This window comes from Spiroplasma endosymbiont of Diplazon laetatorius (genome assembly GCF_964019625.1).
GTDB lineage: Bacteria > Bacillota_I > Bacilli_A > Mycoplasmatales > Mycoplasmataceae > Spiroplasma_A.
Map to the genome: position 1 here is coordinate 283574 of NZ_OZ026458.1, position 18747 is coordinate 302320.

The 18747-nt window shown below is 25.4% G+C and carries 14 protein-coding genes and 1 tRNA gene; all 15 read left to right on the forward strand.

Features of this window, described 5'->3' with window-relative positions; all coding sequences use genetic code 4:
- The first annotated feature begins 15 nt into the window (after positions 1-15).
- The 15 genes from AACL10_RS01390 (at position 16) to AACL10_RS01460 (ending at position 18669) form a co-directional block, all read left to right on the forward strand.
- On the forward strand, positions 16-1704 hold the full coding sequence (locus AACL10_RS01390) for a dicarboxylate/amino acid:cation symporter (RefSeq protein ID WP_338985457.1): 1689 nt from the start codon (positions 16-18) through the stop codon (positions 1702-1704).
- A gap of 2 nt (positions 1705-1706) precedes the next feature.
- A complete protein-coding gene (locus tag AACL10_RS01395; protein WP_338985458.1) occupies positions 1707-2324 on the forward strand; it encodes a lipoprotein in 618 nt (205 codons plus the stop codon).
- A gap of 73 nt (positions 2325-2397) precedes the next feature.
- On the forward strand, positions 2398-2703 hold the full coding sequence (locus tag AACL10_RS01400; protein ID WP_338985459.1) for a single-stranded DNA-binding protein: 306 nt from the start codon (positions 2398-2400) through the stop codon (positions 2701-2703).
- Positions 2703-3458, forward strand: coding sequence for a DNA-processing protein DprA (locus tag AACL10_RS01405; protein ID WP_338985460.1), 756 nt, complete (start codon positions 2703-2705; stop codon positions 3456-3458). The genes AACL10_RS01400 and AACL10_RS01405 overlap by 1 nt, the downstream gene beginning before the upstream one ends.
- Before the next feature lie 199 nt (positions 3459-3657).
- Positions 3658-5658 (forward strand): ABC transporter ATP-binding protein, encoded by a 2001-nt coding sequence (locus tag AACL10_RS01410; protein WP_338985461.1) that lies wholly within the window; start codon positions 3658-3660, stop codon positions 5656-5658.
- 88 nt (positions 5659-5746) lie between these two features.
- A complete protein-coding gene (locus AACL10_RS01415) occupies positions 5747-7414 on the forward strand; it encodes a hypothetical protein (protein WP_338985462.1) in 1668 nt (555 codons plus the stop codon).
- A 438-nt stretch (positions 7415-7852) separates the two neighbouring features.
- Entirely contained in the window at positions 7853-9247 is a 1395-nt protein-coding gene (locus tag AACL10_RS01420) for a hypothetical protein (protein ID WP_338985463.1), read from the forward strand.
- Between the two features lie 12 nt (positions 9248-9259).
- Complete coding sequence (locus tag AACL10_RS01425) at positions 9260-10975, forward strand: hypothetical protein (protein ID WP_338985464.1); 1716 nt, start codon at positions 9260-9262, stop codon at positions 10973-10975.
- Between the two features lie 11 nt (positions 10976-10986).
- Positions 10987-11727, forward strand: coding sequence for an ABC transporter ATP-binding protein (locus AACL10_RS01430; protein WP_338985465.1), 741 nt, complete (start codon positions 10987-10989; stop codon positions 11725-11727).
- 101 nt (positions 11728-11828) lie between these two features.
- On the forward strand, positions 11829-13418 hold the full coding sequence (locus AACL10_RS01435) for an ABC transporter ATP-binding protein/permease (protein ID WP_338985466.1): 1590 nt from the start codon (positions 11829-11831) through the stop codon (positions 13416-13418).
- Positions 13419-13483: 65 nt separating this feature from the next.
- Positions 13484-14800 carry a methylenetetrahydrofolate--tRNA-(uracil(54)-C(5))-methyltransferase (FADH(2)-oxidizing) TrmFO gene (trmFO, locus tag AACL10_RS01440; RefSeq protein WP_338985467.1) on the forward strand — a complete coding sequence of 439 codons (1317 nt, stop codon included), beginning with the start codon at positions 13484-13486 and terminating at the stop codon, positions 14798-14800.
- Between the two features lie 19 nt (positions 14801-14819).
- Positions 14820-16418 carry a hypothetical protein gene (locus AACL10_RS01445; RefSeq protein ID WP_338985468.1) on the forward strand — a complete coding sequence of 533 codons (1599 nt, stop codon included), beginning with the start codon at positions 14820-14822 and terminating at the stop codon, positions 16416-16418.
- Positions 16419-16469: 51 nt separating this feature from the next.
- A tRNA-Arg gene (locus AACL10_RS01450) sits at positions 16470-16546 on the forward strand.
- Positions 16547-16634: 88 nt separating this feature from the next.
- Entirely contained in the window at positions 16635-17402 is a 768-nt protein-coding gene (locus AACL10_RS01455) for a GNAT family N-acetyltransferase (protein ID WP_338985469.1), read from the forward strand.
- A gap of 10 nt (positions 17403-17412) precedes the next feature.
- Entirely contained in the window at positions 17413-18669 is a 1257-nt protein-coding gene (locus AACL10_RS01460) for a hypothetical protein (RefSeq protein ID WP_338985470.1), read from the forward strand.
- Positions 18670-18747 lie beyond the last annotated feature (78 nt).

Below are 18747 nucleotides of genomic sequence, written 5' to 3' on the forward strand. Positions count from 1 at the left end.
GGGGGAACTAAAAAAATGTTCTTATCAGAAGATCAAGGTCATAATTTGCTTAGAGACTTTCTAGCAATTAGTACATGACAGTCACTTGTGGCAATAACAATATTTATATCATTACAAGTTGGTTTATGATTCTTTTTAAAGAAATATAAATTTGCTTTTATGTACAGAGTTATTTTAGGTATGGGAATTGGTTTGGTATTTGGATTAATATTACAATCAATAATAGGATTTCCTGGTTCTGATGGTTTTGAAGAAATTTCAAAACCATGAAATGAACTTTACTGAATTTATGAATTAAATATATGAGCTTCATTCTTTAAAAATATTTTCATTAACGGAATTTATTTATTAACTGTACCTATTGTATTTATAGCAATATTTAAAATTACTTCTAAACCAGGAGAAACTGGTTTGGGAAGAATTACAGCAAAAGGAATTGCATTATTGTTATTTAACGTAGCTGTAATGTTTACAGTAACATTCTTTATCGGTCTGTTACTAAAAGTTGGTGAAGGTTTTGATTTAACTTCAGATAGTGCTGTTACAAACAAAGATAACGTACCATTACCTCAAATTATTTGAGAATATATTCCAAATAATATTGTTGGAACTTTAGCTAAAAACTCAATAATACCTGTAATGGTAGTTGGGGCTTTAGCTGGAGGGAGTGTAAAAATACTTTCAAAAAGAAAACATGTTGAAATGGAAGCCATTAGAAAAGCTATGAATACAGGATGAGATGTAATGATGTCAATTTTAATGACATTCATGAAAATAATGCCTTTAGCTGTTATGTCTATGATTACTGTTTCAATTACTTCAAGACCAATTGGTGCTTTAGTAATTCTTGGTAAAGTAATTGGTGTTGGATATTTAGGAGTATTTATTGCTCTAGGATTATTAACACTAGAAATTTTCTTGAGTGGAGTAAAAGTTGGTGCTTGATGAAAAAAAGCTTGAAGACCTTTAGTTCAAGGTTTTTCAACCCAATCTTCTAACGCTTCCTTGCCTGTTGCTATGGAAACATTAACAGAAGATATGAAAGTTAATGGAAAATCATCAAATACAATTCAACCAATCTCTACAACAATGGGATTAATTGCTTGTGCTGGAGTTCAATCTGGATTAGCAACAAGTATTTTATGAACTGGAACTTCATCAGGAAGTGCAGTTCATGATATGGGATTATTCACATTTTTCATAATGGCTTTATTTGTAACTGTTGTTGCATCACTTGGTATTGCTGGAGTTCCTGGAACTGCAACAGTTGTTACTGTTGGTGTTCTTGGAGGAATCGGATTTGGTGGATATGCAGGAAGTGTATTGCAAGTAATCGCACCTCTAGATGGACTATTCGATATGGGTAGAACAGGAGCCAATGTAGTTGGTGGTGTAGCTGTTGCAACAATTGTAGGTAAATCAGAAGGATTGATTGAAGAAGACTCGGATCTTTTAAGTGAAAAAGGTAAATTGGTTCAAAAAAATATACTTGAAAATCACAAAATAAAAGATGATCATGTAAATAACTTAAATTCTATTAAGTCTAGTGCTTCAAAAGAATTAAGAAATAAAGAATTAAGTGTTGAGAAAAAATCTGAAATTAATAAAAAATTAAAAGAAGACATTAAAACAGAAAATCAAAATTTTAAAGCTAAAATGATTAGTTTAAAAGAAAGCAAATCAAAAACAAAGGGGGCTAATTAGTTATGAAAAAGATTTTATCTATTTTAGCAACTATAACTTTAACAAGTACAACTTCTAGTTTAGTTGTAGCTTGTACAGATACTGTTAGTTCTCTAAAAACAATTGATTTAGATGATACTAAAAGAGAATTCAATATAGATCAATTTGGAAGAAAAGAAATTAAAATTACAAATAGAAGTAAATTAACAGGACTTAAAATAACAACTTCAGGAAATATTACTGCAACATTGGGTGGAAAAAATAATGATGTTATTACTGTTGAGGCAGGAAAATTTGAAGATTCTACTAAAGATAAAACAACTTTAAAAATCGAAGCTAAAAATGCTTATACAGAAGTTATTTCATTTAGTATTAATCAAAACTCAGGTTGAAAAGAAATTGAAACAGATCCTAAAGAAGAATTAGAATTAAAACAAAATGAAGAACAAGTTATAACAATAAAAAATTATTCTGAATTAAAAAATGTTTTAGTTTCAATTGATAGTACTGAACATGTTACTTATAAACATGAAGGTAACAAAATAAGAGTTTATCGTAAGTCTGAAGGAGAAGCTAAATTAACTATTAAAGCTGATAATGTTGATAACTCAAAAGAATCAAAAACAATAAATATAAAATAATTACTGAAAAGTAATTATTTTTTTATTTTTTTCAAATATTTATCGACATTAATATTTGGGAGGAATATTAAATATGAATAATGTAACAATAATTGGACAAATAGAGGGAAACCCTCAAGTAGTTTTTAATTCTAAAGATGGAGAAAAAAAACTATATAAATTAACATTAAGAGTTCCAAGAAACTATAAAACAAAATCAGGAGAAATCATTGATGATTTTATAAATGTAAAAGTATGATCAAATGTATTAGGTGATGAGTATGAATACTTTGATCAGTCTTATATCGGTGTTGAAGGAAGATTAGTTTCATTTGGTAATTCTGAAAATAACAATTACGGCAATGAATTAGTTGCCAATAAAGTAATGCAAATAAACTAATGGAAAACGTATTATTATATTTTTCTATAAAGTACAAAGGTGATTGAGACAAAATTTATCATGCTTTAGATACTAAAGAGAAAATAACTCATAAAGACTTAGATGAAATATCTTCTAAAATAGATTGTAACTTCATAACTATTTTGAGTCCGTTATATCCTAGTTATTTAAAAAATACTCACAAACCACCATTTGTAATATTTTATAAAGGGGACATTACCTTACTTTCTAAATATCACAAAACAATAGCTTTGGTTGGTGGAAATGAAGTCAATGACTATGGTATTCAAAATATTGATTCTTTAATGCAAGAATTAGACTCTGAAAATGTAATTTTTTCAACTATTGAAAATGAAGGTGTAAATAATGAAGTTTTAGATAACTCTATTAAAAATGAATATAGTTTAATAAAGGTTATCCAAGATAGTATGAAAGATTACTTGAAAAAATCAATTGATCTTCCTGAAAGAAAAAAACTCTTGGCTATAACTGAGGTTTATGAAAGCGATATTAGTTTAAATGATCAAATTAATGACTATTCAAATAGGGCTCTTTGTGGTATTTCTAAGGGAATTGTTTTTGTACAATTTAAAAACAATGATCCTATAAATAAGTTATTTTCTTTTGCAATTAACGAAGGCAAAGAAGTTTTTGCAATACCTGATAGTACTTTCTCTAAAAACGGCACTAATAAACTAATTAAAAATGGTGCTAAGTTAGTTGAAAATGCAAAAGATATATTAAATGAAATTTAATAGTGATATAATGAATTTGTGATAAAGATATCACGCTTGTAAGGCTTAGGCCTAAAAAACTAAGTATAAATTAAACTAATCATTTTATTCCCGACACACAAATGATAAGAGTAATTTTAATTTGAGAGAGATTTTATCTCTCTTTTTTTGTTTTGGGTGTTATAATTTTATGGATATTTAAAAGAAAAATGGTGAAAAAATGGCTGATAAAATTACATTGGAAAATACTCAAGAAGTAAATATCCAAAATCAAAACAAAGATATCAAACCAGAATTCAAAACTAAAAGAAGTGGGAAATCATTCTTTGCAATAATATTCCATTACTTGAAAAGACATCCAATGATAGGTATTTTTTTGGTAGTACTTACATTGGCTTCTTCCGTTACTAGTGTTTTGAGTCCAAAAATTATAGAAAATATTATGAGTATATTAACTGCTCCAACAAGAATTAGTTCAGCAATTGCTGGAGAAACAAAACCTCCTGTAAATTCAGTTGAGGATATTAATAATATTCTTTGAGCAATAACTAGTGGTCCTAAAATAACTGCCCATGGAGATGGTACAGATTGAAAAAATTTTTACTACACAACTAGTTTATTTGGATTTGATCTTCAATGACAAGATTGAATCTATGTTCAATTAGGATTATTTGGTTCATTGGCAATATTTACGTTTGCATCAAACTTTATTGCTGGAATTATGGGTAAAAACATCGAAATTGAATTAAGAAATAAAACTCTTGAAAGACTTGTTAAACAAGACATGAGTTATTATTCAGATAAAAAAATTGGTGAAATTTTAACAAAAATAGTTTCAGACACTCAAATAATCGGTGATCAAGCACAACAAGTACCAGTTACAATGTTGGGTGCTGCTTTTACATTCTTTGGGGCATTAATAATGATGTTTACAATAAATATATATCTAACTGTTGTTGTAATTATAACAATGGCAATTATTGTGACTTCAATATTCTCTACATTTGGAATAGTTAAAAAAGCTGCTTTCAAAACAAGAGACTCAATTACAAATATAAATGGAGATGTTACTGATAGAATTGCTACAGTAAGATTGATTAAAGCTTCTGGAACAGAAAATTATGAAACAGAAAGATTTAAAGAAATACACAAAGATTACTTTAAAAAATCAAGTAGTTTAATTAAGTTACAATCAACAGTTATTACAGTTTTGGTAGCTGGTGTAAGTTCAATACAAATGATTATTGTTATTGCTGCTGCTATCAAATGACACGATAACCCAGGAACATTATCTATTGTATTAACTTCATTTATATCTTCTGTTGGAACAATGGTTGGACCAATTATGCAAGTTGCAAGATTACAAGCTGGATTAATCCAAGCCTCAACTTCTGCAGTAAGAATTAATGAAATACTTGGAGCAAAATCAAAAATTGATCCACATTATAATCCTGAAGAAGGAATACATATTGAAAATATTGACAAAGACATCGTATTTAAAGATGTTGAGTTTAGATATCCAGAAAAACCAGAAAAAGTTATTATTCCTCAATTCTCATTTACATTCGAACATGGAAAATCATATGCGTTTGTTGGTGAAACAGGAGCTGGTAAATCTACAATAGCTAAATTATTATTAAGATTCTATGATCCTTATAAAGGACAAGTTTTAATAAATGAAAAATATGACTTAAAAGATGTAAACTTATCAAGTTACTTAGATAAAGTAGGTTATGTTGAACAAGAACCTCAAATCTTATTTGGAGATGTTTTAGATAACATTAAATATGGTAGATTTGATGCAACTGATGAAGAAGCTATTGAAGCTGCTAAATTAGCTGAACTACATGATTTAGTTATGACTTGACCAGAAGGATATAAAACAATTCTTGGTGAACGTGGATTTATGTTATCTGGTGGTCAAAAACAAAGACTTGTTATTGCAAGAATGTTCTTAAAAGACCCACAATTATTAATCTTAGACGAAGCAACAAGTGCTTTAGATAATATTGTTGAAAAAGAAATTCAAGCAAAATTGGATAGCTTAATGAAAGGTAGAACAACAGTTACTATCGCTCACAGATTAAGTACTATCAAAAATGTTGATCAAATTATAGTACTTGCACCAGAAAAAGGAATAGCTCAAACTGGAACTTTCAATGAATTGAAAAACAAAGAGGGACATTTCAAAAATCTTTATGATGCAGGTCTAATGGGATAAAAAAAGAACTTTATAAGTTCTTTTTTTTTTAAACACTTTTATGCTGAGATAATATATAATTATTATGAAAGAAAAAAAGGGTAAAAAAATGAAGTTTTTAATTAAAGTTATGTCCATAGCTATGCCAATCTCTGTGGTTGGTTCAAATCCAATAATCAACGAAATGGTAGAAATCAATACAAGAATCGTTAAAGATGATTTAAGTAATTTTGATAACAATTCTTATTCTATACATGGTATAGAATATCATAAGGGTTGAGAAGAAGATATTTTCTTACAAATATCTGATTCATTTTCACAAAAAAATCAACATAATGAGGAACAATTATTTATTAATTTACACAATTATGGTAAAGAGTGATTTATTATAAGAGGTAATAATTTTTCTGTTCCAAAAGTTGGTAAATATAATAGATACAAAATAAATATTCAAGCAAATGAAAAAAATCCTTTTTATAAAGGTGCAACAACTTTTGAATTAAAGATATGAAATGATGGTGAAAAATTAGATATATTTGAAGAATATGATGACTTTATAAATAACCAGTATTTTAAAGAAAATTTTTCTTTAAGTAATTCACCTGAAAAAGAAATTAACAACATATTTATTGAAGAATTGGTTAAGTTCATTAATAGAAGTTCTTTTGTAGGTAATGGATATGATGCTGAATTATTAAAAGATGCATGAGAAAATGGAGAATTAATAATAAAAAACAGCTTAGTAACTGATAATGATTTTTATTCAATTTATGAATTTGAACTTTATTCTATAGAAAGTAAGTGATCAAAATTATTGGTTTCTGGTAAAAAACTTGAGTTTGAAAATGTAAAATTAGTAAAAAGACAAAAAACATCATTTTCACATTTACAAGATGTTTTAAATGATAAAAAAATGGAAAACTTTGAAATAAATAATGATAACTATAATGATGATTACATAATCGATAAAAATATAGATATTATTGATGATTATTTCAATAAAAATCCAAATAATACAATTTATAAGGATGTTGGTAATTTTTTATCTACATATAGAAGTCAATATGATATTTCTGTAAGTGAAGAAAAAGAAATTAAAGATAAAAACTACACAAGTACAAAAAATTATTATTTTGTCAAAAGAACATATGAGTTTATACCAAATAAAAATAATAATATTTTTATAAATAATTCCGTTTTATCTATAGATTTCGTTTATAAAATAGATTATAAAGATGAAGTTTATAATTTTAATTCTCTTGAACAAAAACACACCATGACTGCAAAATCAAGTAAAATTGTTAAATATAAAATGACTAGTAAAGTTATGAATATAGATTTTAAAAACATAAAGGAAGTTGATAACTTTGAACAACTAATTTATAGATATTCAGAAGTAAAGTTTGACTTTAAAAGTTCTTATAAAGTTCAAAACAAAAAGATTACTGAGTGTAATTTTATTTATGATGGATTTAAAAATACTTCAACTAAAGGTCACAAAGCAAAATGCAAAGAAGCAAAACAAAATGAATCTTTAAAATTAACTGATTTAAAAGATTCAACCGAAAAAAAACCATACAATTTAAATTTACTACATAAAAACGAAGCTTGATATATTGCAGACTGAAACACTAATTCCTCAACTAAAGCTAAAATTTGATATGAAGGTACTAAAATTTTCTACATAATTGAATCAAACATTTATTTATATAAAAGTGGTAGTGAAATGCAAACTGATTTTGATTTTAAATTAAAATCTTTAACATTAAAAAAATAAATGATACTATACAAATTAACATTTAAAGAATACTTTACAAATATAAAAAATAATATTATGAACCTAATCTTTTTGCTATTAATGGTTTTTTTGAGTATTATTTTATCTATTTTGGAAAATAACAATAATTATGGAGAAAATCTGTTTGCTATTTATCAAATAATTACATTTTCAATGGTTTTATTATTTAATATTATAATTCTGATTAACTATTTATACACAGAGCTTATTTATAAAACAAAAAACAATATTATAAATCAAGAAGTGAGACACAAAATAAAAGTAGTAAAAATTTATACAAGAAAATTGAGTTTAGCTTTTGTGATACTTTTAATAGTTAACTTAAATTACTTGCTTGCAGAAATAATCATTTGATCTTTGACTGCGCCTTTTTATAGTTTTTATGCTCAAATTATAATCTTCAAGTATATATCTATTATGTTTTTGGACATATTAATAATAAGCTTTTTGTCTTCTTTATTTATTCTTGGTCAAGAAATAGTAGCTATTATATTTTGTCTTTTAATTTTTATGAGTTTTTCTTTCAAAAGTATTGCGTCGAATCCGTCGTTCAATTCTGAAATAAAAAATGTTAATTTTCAAAAACAATATGAAAATAAAAAAATAAAAAATTATGATATAGCTTATTCAAATTATAATGTAAGTAAACTTTTAGAATGATCAATAAAAATATATGAATTGAAAGAAAATAATCGTATATTTTCTTCAATGATTGAAAAACCAAAAGAATTTATCGAACTCTTTGATGAAGATTTTGTTTTAGTTTCTTCAAATGGGGATAGATTAGATAAATATAGTGATAACTATGTTAATATCTTTTGATACTTTTTATTAGATTCTAATATATCAACAAATGTGGTAGATTCTTGAAAATGAAATACGTTTGATGAATTTAAAATTCAATTAAGAGATATGAATGATATAGATTTAAATAATCCATATAAATGAATGCTGGATTTACAATTTTTAATAAATAACTTATCTTCATATGAACCGATAGAAGATGATTCATACATTGAAGATCTTGGTTTAAAAACAGGCCCTAAAGGTTACGATGTAAGAAAAATTTATAAATTAATGATAAAAAATTTAAATATTTTATCTAATCAAAAATATGGATCTTCTTCTTTAGAAGATATAGCAGAGATTAGACAAATAATAATGCTTTCTTATGAATTATTTTTAGATGAATTTACTAATAATAAAAATATTCATGGAATAAATTGGGGTTATAGAACATTTTCAGGGCTAGATGAACCAAATAATGCTATAAACGGTTATAAGTGAGGTGCTGAAAGAGAAATATATTCAAACAAAACCTCTATATCATATGGTAATAACGAAATATATTCTGGAATTATGCAAATGATAGCGCTATCAAAAAATATTCCAAATATGAATGAATTTTATGAATGATCAGAATACAATATTTTTTCAAATGAAATTTCAAATAGATATATTAAATCAACTAGGTTAAATTATTACTTTAATCCATACGCATCTATAAACTACATATCCAACTTTGGATTTTATACAAACCCAACTAGTGAAAATATAAACAATAGAAGTAAAGGCGATAAAATAATGGGAAAAGGTTTTCTGGCCAATAATTATATTTATTTCGACTATAAAAATAAAAACAACGCTAGTGTTTTTGATTTGGAAAGAAATGATTGAGAAGATGGAACTTTAAAGGTTGTAAAAAAAGTACAAATAATTAGTCCTTGATTAATTTATTTTGAATGAATTTTAATTGATACAATTGCTTTATTTTTATCTTATCGATTTTTCAAAAAGAAAACAATTATATAAGGAGGACAAAAAATGAGAATATATTTATACAGTTTAAAAGATATTTTTTTAAAAAAAAGCTCTATTTTATGCTCGCTTATTTTTCTATTTATATCAATATTTTTTTCAATCATTGATATTTATTTAGATATAGATAGGTATTCGACCACTCAAATAATAGTTATGATGACCGGTTCTGGTGCTGGATTTTTAAGTGTTTGAGTTTTTCTTGTACTACACTTTTATGAAGAATTCTACAAAAAAAGTGAAAATGGAACTTTAAATTTAGAAATTAGACTTAAAATTAATGCATTTAACATTTTTGCAAGAAGAATCATAACTTCTATGATTTGAATGATTTCTTTATATTTAATAACTATGACTTTTGAAGTTATTATAAGATCTTCACTCACTTTTAACTTTTGGTATTATTATTCGACTATAATTTCAAAGTACTTGACGGGATTGATGATTAATTTTGTCATTATATGCTTATTAACTGTATGTTTTTCTTGGAGAAAAATAGTTTTAGCGATTATTTCTTCTTTTATTTTGTCTGTTTTATATTTGGCAGGAGATTTCGTTGCAAACCCCCTTACTTTGAAAAAAATAGATAATAATGACGATGACTGAACTGATTTTGGAAATTTTGCCTATAACGAACTTAAACTTAACTATAGAATCACCATTTCAGAAATGGCATTGAAATTAAAAGAAACTAACAATACTTTTAGAGATATGTGTGATAATCCAGAAAAATTAATTGAACTATACAACTCCATTAACATTAATTATGGAGGAGTAGAAACAATAGTTGATTGAAAGAAAGATGAAAATGAAAACACAAATATGAGTAAGTTATTCTTCTATATTTGAAAATCAGGTTACAGTATTAATTTAGAAGATATAGATAAGATTTATTATATTAAAGCATCTATTGTTAAAGATAAAAAAATCACAAAAAACCCATTCAATTGAATGGAAGACTCAAAAAAACACTTATATAGTAAATACAATAGATTTGATAATATTATAGAAGCTTATAATTTTATGTTTAAAGAAATTGATGGAATGAAAAAAAGTGATGGAAGTCAATATACCAAAAAAGAAATAAAAGAAATAAAAGAAATTATTAATTTAGCAACTTATTCATTTAATTTTGGTTCGATACTTAAAAACAACTTTATCTACTCTCAATATGAGAATTTAATTACTATCTCAGAATCTGATAGATTATATGCTTATAAAGATGGTGAACAATTAAGTATGGATTATTTTTTAGGTGAATTATTTAATCAAGTCATGGACTGTGTTATGTCTACAAGAATTTTCTCGTTTTCAGAATTAGTACCTAATGCTGAATTTACAATTTATTCTGACAAAATTAGATCTGAATACTCTAGATTAATGAAAATAAATTATTATTTAAATCCTCTTGCAGGTATTTTATATTTGAAAAATTACGGGGTTTCAAGTAAAGATGGATACTCATTTTCTGATAATTTTTCTGGTATGGGGAGCACTTCCTTATCTTATGGTGGAAGAACTAAAGTAGTGCGAATTAAAAATAAAAATATATTAACTGACTCTGATTTTGATATAAATCAAAATGACTTTTATGATAATGTATCTTTTGAAATAGAAGATGTTTTAATTAACAAATGAATAATTTTTATAGAACAGTTGTTGTGAACGGCGTTAATATTTTATATAACATCAATAACTTGAAAAAGAAAATTAATAGTATAGGAGAAAGAAATATGAATTTTAATGTATCTAATGTAACTAAAAAATTTAAAGAGAACGGAATTGAAAATATAAATGTAAATTTCGAATCTAGTGACATTGTTGGTTTTGTTGGCCCTAACGGAGCTGGTAAAACAACTACAATGAAGTCTATATTTGGTGAATATAAATTAGATTCTGGTCAAATAACTTATGGGGGTAAGAAATTTTCTGATTGTGATCCTTCAAAAGTAATATTCTTAACAGATCAAACACAGCTACCACAATTTTATAAAGTTAAAGATTACATATTGTGAACAGGAGCTTTATACAAACTCTCAAAGGAACAAATTCTAGAAAGAAGCGACTTTCTATTAAACTCTTTTAATTTAAGTGAAATAAAAAATAAGAAAATTAAAGAATTATCTTTAGGTATGCAAAAAAAATTAAGCATAGTTTTAGCTTTAATGGCTAAACCTGAAATAATATTTATGGATGAACCTACAGCAAATCTTGATGTTGATGCAAGACAAGAAATTTTAGAGATAATAAGAAATCTAAATGAAAAAGGGGTTGGATTTTTTATTACTACTCACATAATTGATGAACTAGAAGAAATTATAAATAAACTAGTCATTATTCAAGACGGAAGAATTTTATATAACGACTCTTATGATAAAAAAAATAATAAAATATTAGAAATTTATAAGAAAACTACAGTAAAAGAGATAAAACCTATAAATACAAATCTTGAAGATTTGTTCAAAATGAAGTAAAACCTAAAATATTTTTAGGTTTTTTTTTTTTTTTTTATTTAATTTTGTATCATATAATATCAATCATGGTACTTCTTTGTATCTAGAAAGAGAAAAAAATAATGACAAATAACAGTAAAGAAAATCTGATTAATGAAAAGCAGCCATTAATTCAATTACAAAATATAACAAAAACTTATAAAAATAAAAAAGCTTTAGATGACGTTAGCTTGATTATTAATCAAGGGGACAGAATTGGTGTAATTGGTCCAAATGGTGGAGGTAAGTCGACTTTAATTGAAATACTTGGTGGAATAAGAAAGCCAACTAGTGGAAAAGTAATTAGACAAGAAAATATGACTATTGGATTACAATTTCAAGAATCAAAATATCCAATTGGTATAACTGTTTTAGATATGATCAAATACTACTTGGAGACATTTAATATTCCTATGACAGAAAAAGAACTAACTGATATTTTAAGAAAATTTCAAATTGATAATTTTAAAAATAAATTCTTAGAAGGTTTAAGTGGAGGACAACAACAAAGAGTGAATATTCTTTTAAGTTTAATTCATAATCCTGACTTAGTTATCTTTGATGAAATTTCAACAGGACTTGATATTGAAGTTAGAAGTGAAATATTTGATGCGATAAAAGAAAATGTAGTAAATAAAAATAAATCTATGATTTTAGTAACTCACATGATGAGCGAAATAGAAGAATTATGTGATAAATATATTTATATCCATAATGGAAAAATAAAAGAGCAAGGATTGGTTAAGGAACTTGTCACAGAATATGGATCAGTTCATAACTTTACTTGAAAGAAATTTAAAGAAGAAAAGGCTGTTGATTTGCAAAAAGAATTCAAACAAACTGATAGTGAAAATAAAAATAAACTAGATAAAATAATCAATAATGAAAAAAATAAAGGTAAAAACATTCCTTTAATAAAACTTTTACTTAAATATTATTACAAAGGTTTTGCAGTTCCGTTTTTCTTGTTTTTCTTTCCTTTAATACTTTTATTTTTAGAAGGTTTTGTATTTAAAACTATGCCTGATGAAAATGGAGTAGTTGGGGGATTACTACATAATTTAATTGGTTCTTTAGCTATGATGCAAATTATTTCTGTAGGTATTTTTATAATTCCTCAAACAATATTAGAATTTAAAAATAGTGTTCTTATGAAACGAATTGGAGCTACAAATATTAGACCGATTTTCTTTATATTGACAGTAGTTGCTATGGGAATATTTTTCATGATAATTGGCTTTCTTTGAACGCTTCTTTGAGCTGGAATTATGTTTGGTGGTAGTTTGGGTTGAGCCAATGTTTCTCTGCCTGTTCAGATTGGTGAATCTTTACCATTTTTACTATTAACATTAGTTCAATCAATATCTTTAGGTATGCTTTTAGCAGCACTCTTTAAATCAACTACAGCTTATATAGCTGTTTCAAATGTTTTATATATGCCAATAGCGTTTTTGGGAGGTTCATTCTTACCAATTGATTTAATTATGAACAGTTCAGTACTTAAATATGCTACCTATATAAATATATTTAAATATTGTATGGATCCATTTATAAATGCATGAGCAGGAAGATTTGTATTTGACTTAACAACCGGAATATACTTAGGTGTATCAATTGTTATGGTAAGTGCATTTACAACTACAGCTGCATTTAAATTAAAATGAGAATCTTAATAGTTTAAAAATTGCTCAATTGTATTGTGCAATTTTTCTTTTCTTTTTTTTGTTATAATTAAGCAATGGAAAAACTAGTTAATATAATTGGTGCAGGATTAGCAGGTTGCGAAGCTGCTTACCAATTATCAAAAAGAAATATAAAAGTAAAATTGTATGAAAAGAAAACAATCGAAAGGAACCCTGTTCAAAAATTAGATTATTTTGCAGAATTGGTATGTTCAAATACTTTAAGATCTACTGATTTAAAAAATGCAGTAGGTACTTTAAAAGAAGAAATGAGGATGTTTGATTCTTTAATAATTAAAGCAGCTGAATATGCTCAAATTCCAGCTGGAGGAAGTTTAGCGGTCGATAGGGATGAATTTTCAAAATACATCACAGATACAATGAAAAATGATCCTAACATCGAAGTTATTGAACAAGAGTTTGAAAAAATCGATGAAAATCAAATTACTCTAATAGCTTCAGGGCCCTTAACTACTGAAAAACTACAACAAGAAATTGCTTCTCTAATTGGAGAAGATTACTTTTACTTTTTTGATGCAGTAGCACCAATAATAACAAAAGATTCAATTAATATGGATATTGCTTTTAGAAAAAATAGATATGAAAAAGGTGAAACACAAGACTATATAAACTGTCCAATGAACAGAGAACAATATGAGTTATTTTATAATGAACTAGTAAATGCTCAATTAGCTCCAATGCATTTAGAATCTGAAAAAAACTTAAAATACTTTGAAGGTTGTATGCCTGTTGAAGTTATGGCAAAAAGAGGTTTTGATACACTAACATTTGGACCATTAAAACCAGCTGGTTTAAGAAATTTAGATGGAACTAATAATTTTGCTGTTGTTCAATTAAGACAAGATAATGCAGCAGATGATTTATATAATTTTGTTGGTTTTCAAACAAACTTAACTTGACCTGAACAAAAACGTGTATTCAGATTAATACCAGGTCTTGAAAAGGCTAATTTTGTAAGATATGGAGTTATGCATCAAAATAACTTTATTAATTCACCAACTGTTTTAAATGAATTCAACCAATTAAAATCAAATAATAATATATTCTTTGCAGGACAAATAACAGGAGTAGAAGGTTATGTTGAATCAACTTCTTCAGGTATTATTGCTGCAATCAACATTGCAAGAATGATAAATGGAAGTGAATTAAAAAAATTCCCAAAAGACACAGTTATGGGTGGACTTCAAAACTATATTATTTCAACTAATCCTAAAAACTTTCAACCAATGAAAGCTAATTGAAGTATTGTTGAAAATTTAGAAATTAAGTCTAAAATAAAAAAGGAAGAAAAAAAAGAACTTTATTCAAACAGATCTTTAAATTCTATGAAAGATTTTATTAAAACTTTGTAATAATAAATGAAAGGCAAACATGAGAGAAATTGATAAACAGAGTATTTTTTGATTTGGATTACATAATTTAGCTCAAGAAAATGCTCAATTAAAATACTATATAACTACTCAAAAAGAACTTATTTACAACTTATATCCAGTAGTTTATTTAGGGGTAATACAATATTCTCTTTACAGAGGTATAGTGTTGGATGAAATACCTCTAGAAGAAAGCAATTCATATACAGACTATATTTTAGAAAGATATGAAGAAATATATAAGATAAGATATAGATTTGTAAAAGAAAAACCTAAAAAAGCAAATCTAAAAGACGAAGAAACTTATGAGTTATGCGAAGAGATAATATCAAACTTACTTATTACTTACATAAACGAATATTGTTTTAGAACTTATGATATGTGAAAAAACTTAGCACAAGCTTATATAAGAGAATGCGTTATAAATTACGAATATGATATAAATCATGAATCAGATGATGGAAAAATAAAAACTTCAATGTTATATCCTTTCTTTTTTACACTAAGTTTAATAGTTGTACAAGAAAAACAAGGTTTATATCAAAGAATTGAGAAATGTTATCAAAAAGATGTTTTATTAAGAAAATTTAATTCTGGAAGAGAATGAAGAGAAAAAGAATTAGATTATTTAAATGAAACATATGAACTTATAAAAAATGATGAAGAGTGATTGCTTTTCTTAAGTAACTTTTCATCTTCTAAATGAGATAACTTTGATCTAAAAGAAAGATTTAAGGCTTTATTCCAATTAACTAAGTTAACTACTATTCTTATGAAAGATGAAATTAGTGCTGTGACAATGTTAGATGATGGTGAAGAACTTTTTGATCAAGTTAAAAATTACTTACTATTATTTATTAGTGAAGACAAAATTCTAAATGATAAAAATGAACTTAAAAAAGACTATAAAAAATCTAATATAAAAATTCTTTCACCATTTGCAAACCAAAATATTAATATAGAGGTTTTAGCACCTTACATTGAATCAAAAGGAGAAAGATTTACAGAATTTAATAAAGATACTTTAATAAGAACTTCAGAAGTTATTTATACGGTTTTAGCAAAATTGAGATTAATTCTTTTAATTCATGAATATTTACCAAACTTGATTGATTCAAGAATAAATCCAAAGAAAAAATTGTTTGTTGATGTTCTTAATTTATTTGAAGAAGTTAAAGAAGGTAAGTTCAAAAGAAAACTTGACGTTGAAAACCTATTAGAAGCTGACTTTTTAATATCTGAAGAAGATATTAATGAAATATTGGAAATAGATTATACAAATATTGAAGATTTTTATAATAAAAATTGTTTCTACAAAATGGGTAGAATTATGAGTTTGATGCTAGGTATTGAAAATACAACTGCTTCAAAAATGAACTATGATCTTTTTGAATTATTTAGAAATATTATCATCTTAATGGGACCTCACCCATTAGATCACACAGTTCAAACCAATGAAAATATAGAAAAGCTTTATGAAAGCTTTAAACTAATGTGTTTTGATTATGAAAAAATGTTAAAAAATAACTTTGAAAAGTCTTTAGAGTATATTTCTAATTTAGAATTACCTTTAAAGTTATTAAGATGAAAAAAAGACTAAATTTAATAGTAATCTATAAAAAAATTTGCTATTATTATTTTGTCTTATTTTGCCCACGTAGCTCAGTAGGATAGAGCATGCGCCTTCTAAGCGTAGGGTCAGAAGTTCGAATCTTCTCGTGGGCGCCATTAAGAAATTAGGTACTAGTTAAAGCTAGTATTTTTTTTATTATTTTTTAGTACAATACAGTTGTACAATCAAGTTGAGGTAAAGAAAATGACATTAAAATATGATTCAAAAATTTCAGAAAATGAGAAATATGATTTAATTGCAAAAGCTTATTTAAGTTATTTTGCAGATCCTGTTTATGATGAAGTGAAGCAAATCAAATTTGAAAACTATGAAGTTCTAGAATGTAAAAATCATTCTAATGCAATTGTCACAAGCAATTGAAATTATGAGATTAAAAACTTTGAAGACGTTAAAAAATACAATGCAAAATTCTTAGTTAACTTTACAGAAAGAAAATATAATAATCAAAAACTAGATAACTTTCGTTTTAAAGGAAGTTACAAATTCATGTCTTTAAACTTAGAGGGTTATGAAAAATTAGATATTCAAGAAATTGAAAATGCACAGTTTGAAAAATTAACTGATAGAAAAGATTTGGATGATTTTGTCAAAATAGTTGGAGATGTCTTCAGTGAAGAGGGCAGTGACAATAAAAAATTCTATGGAATATTTGATGAATATAATGAATTAAGTGAACTTTTCATAATCAAATATAACCAAAAAATAGTTGGAACTGGTCATCTTATAAATTTTGAAAATAAATTAACAATAGTGGATGATATAACAATGTCTGAAGAGGTTAGGGGAAAAGGTCTTGCAACCTTTCTTATGAAATCTCTTATCAATAGATGTATTGAAATGGGACAAAAGGAAATTTGCTTAATAGCAAGCGAAGATGCTTTTAATATATATAAGAAACTTGGGTTTGAAGAAGAAGGCTTCTGACTTGAACAGTTTAAGTTAAATAGTTAGGAAAATTGATATGAAAAAATTTAGTATACAGTTAGTATTTATAAGTGTTTTATTTTTCTTATACTACTTTTATAGCGCTTGAGTTAATAGTTTTAAAGATGGAAATTCAGATTTAATGTTTGAATTATTTGATCCTTTTAAATTAATTTTATTGGGTATGATATTCACCATAATCTATTCAGCAATAAAAAATTTACTTTTTTCTAGATTTGTTAATCTTAAAGAATATAGAAAAAACTTAAGAAACTATATATTATTTGAATTTGAAAACACAATAAGTTATGTAAATAATTTAAAAGTTATAATAGAAAAAAATGATTCTTTAGGAGCTAAAAACTCCATTAAAAATTTCAAATCTATTGTATATAGTCCAAATTACTTATCTGATTTTATGGAAGTTTTGGCAAATGATATTTTAATGGAAAAAGACATATCTATTTATAAAGATAGTATTGAAATTATTAAACAAAATATTGAAAATAACTTTCATTCAGAAAGAGAAAGAGTACTTAAAAATCAAAAAGGTATAATTGAACTAAAAATGTCTGAATCTTATTTTACAAATACAAGTTGAGATTCAATAAAATATAATTTGGCTTTAAATCATCTTGAAAGCAGTACAGCAAGTAGATGAAAAATATCTAGTTTATACATATCTAAATTTAAAAACTCTTTATTTATTTCGTTTTTAATTACATCATTAATATTTTTATTTGTTGGGATTGGAATGTATTTAAATAAGACTGCATTTAATAATTATGTTTTAGTTGGTTTTATTGGATCAATATTATTAATTTCTATGATTCACTATAATATCTCTATTTTAATATCATCTAAAAAAATGAATATTAAAATTTATTGAAGCCACTTAACTGTTTATTACTTAGTTATAAGTGTTATATTTGCAAATATAATTTTAAACGTGATATTTTTCCCAAATGTTTCTTCTAATAATGTAGAAGGTAGTTCGGCTTGATATAACTCTGAGTTATTAAACTTCTTAAAAAACATTCTTTATATAGTGTTTTCAACAATGTTATTAACATATGTTTTTGGAGGTCTTCTAGAACTTCTTGAAAACAATAAATTTAACTTGAAAAATTCAATTGAGGCATTTTTAATACCTTTATTTGTATTTGTAACTACATTGATCATAAATGTAATTTCAATTCATCAATCTGAAGACTCTCTATACTTTATAAATTTTGCTATTATGACTGTATTTTGAATATTTGTAGGTATTTGAAATAAGTTCTTTGCTAAGTAGTAAAAAATTTTACTAATAGTAAAATTTAATAATTAATAAAATCATTTAAAATAAAGTGTTCATAAACCTTATTATTAA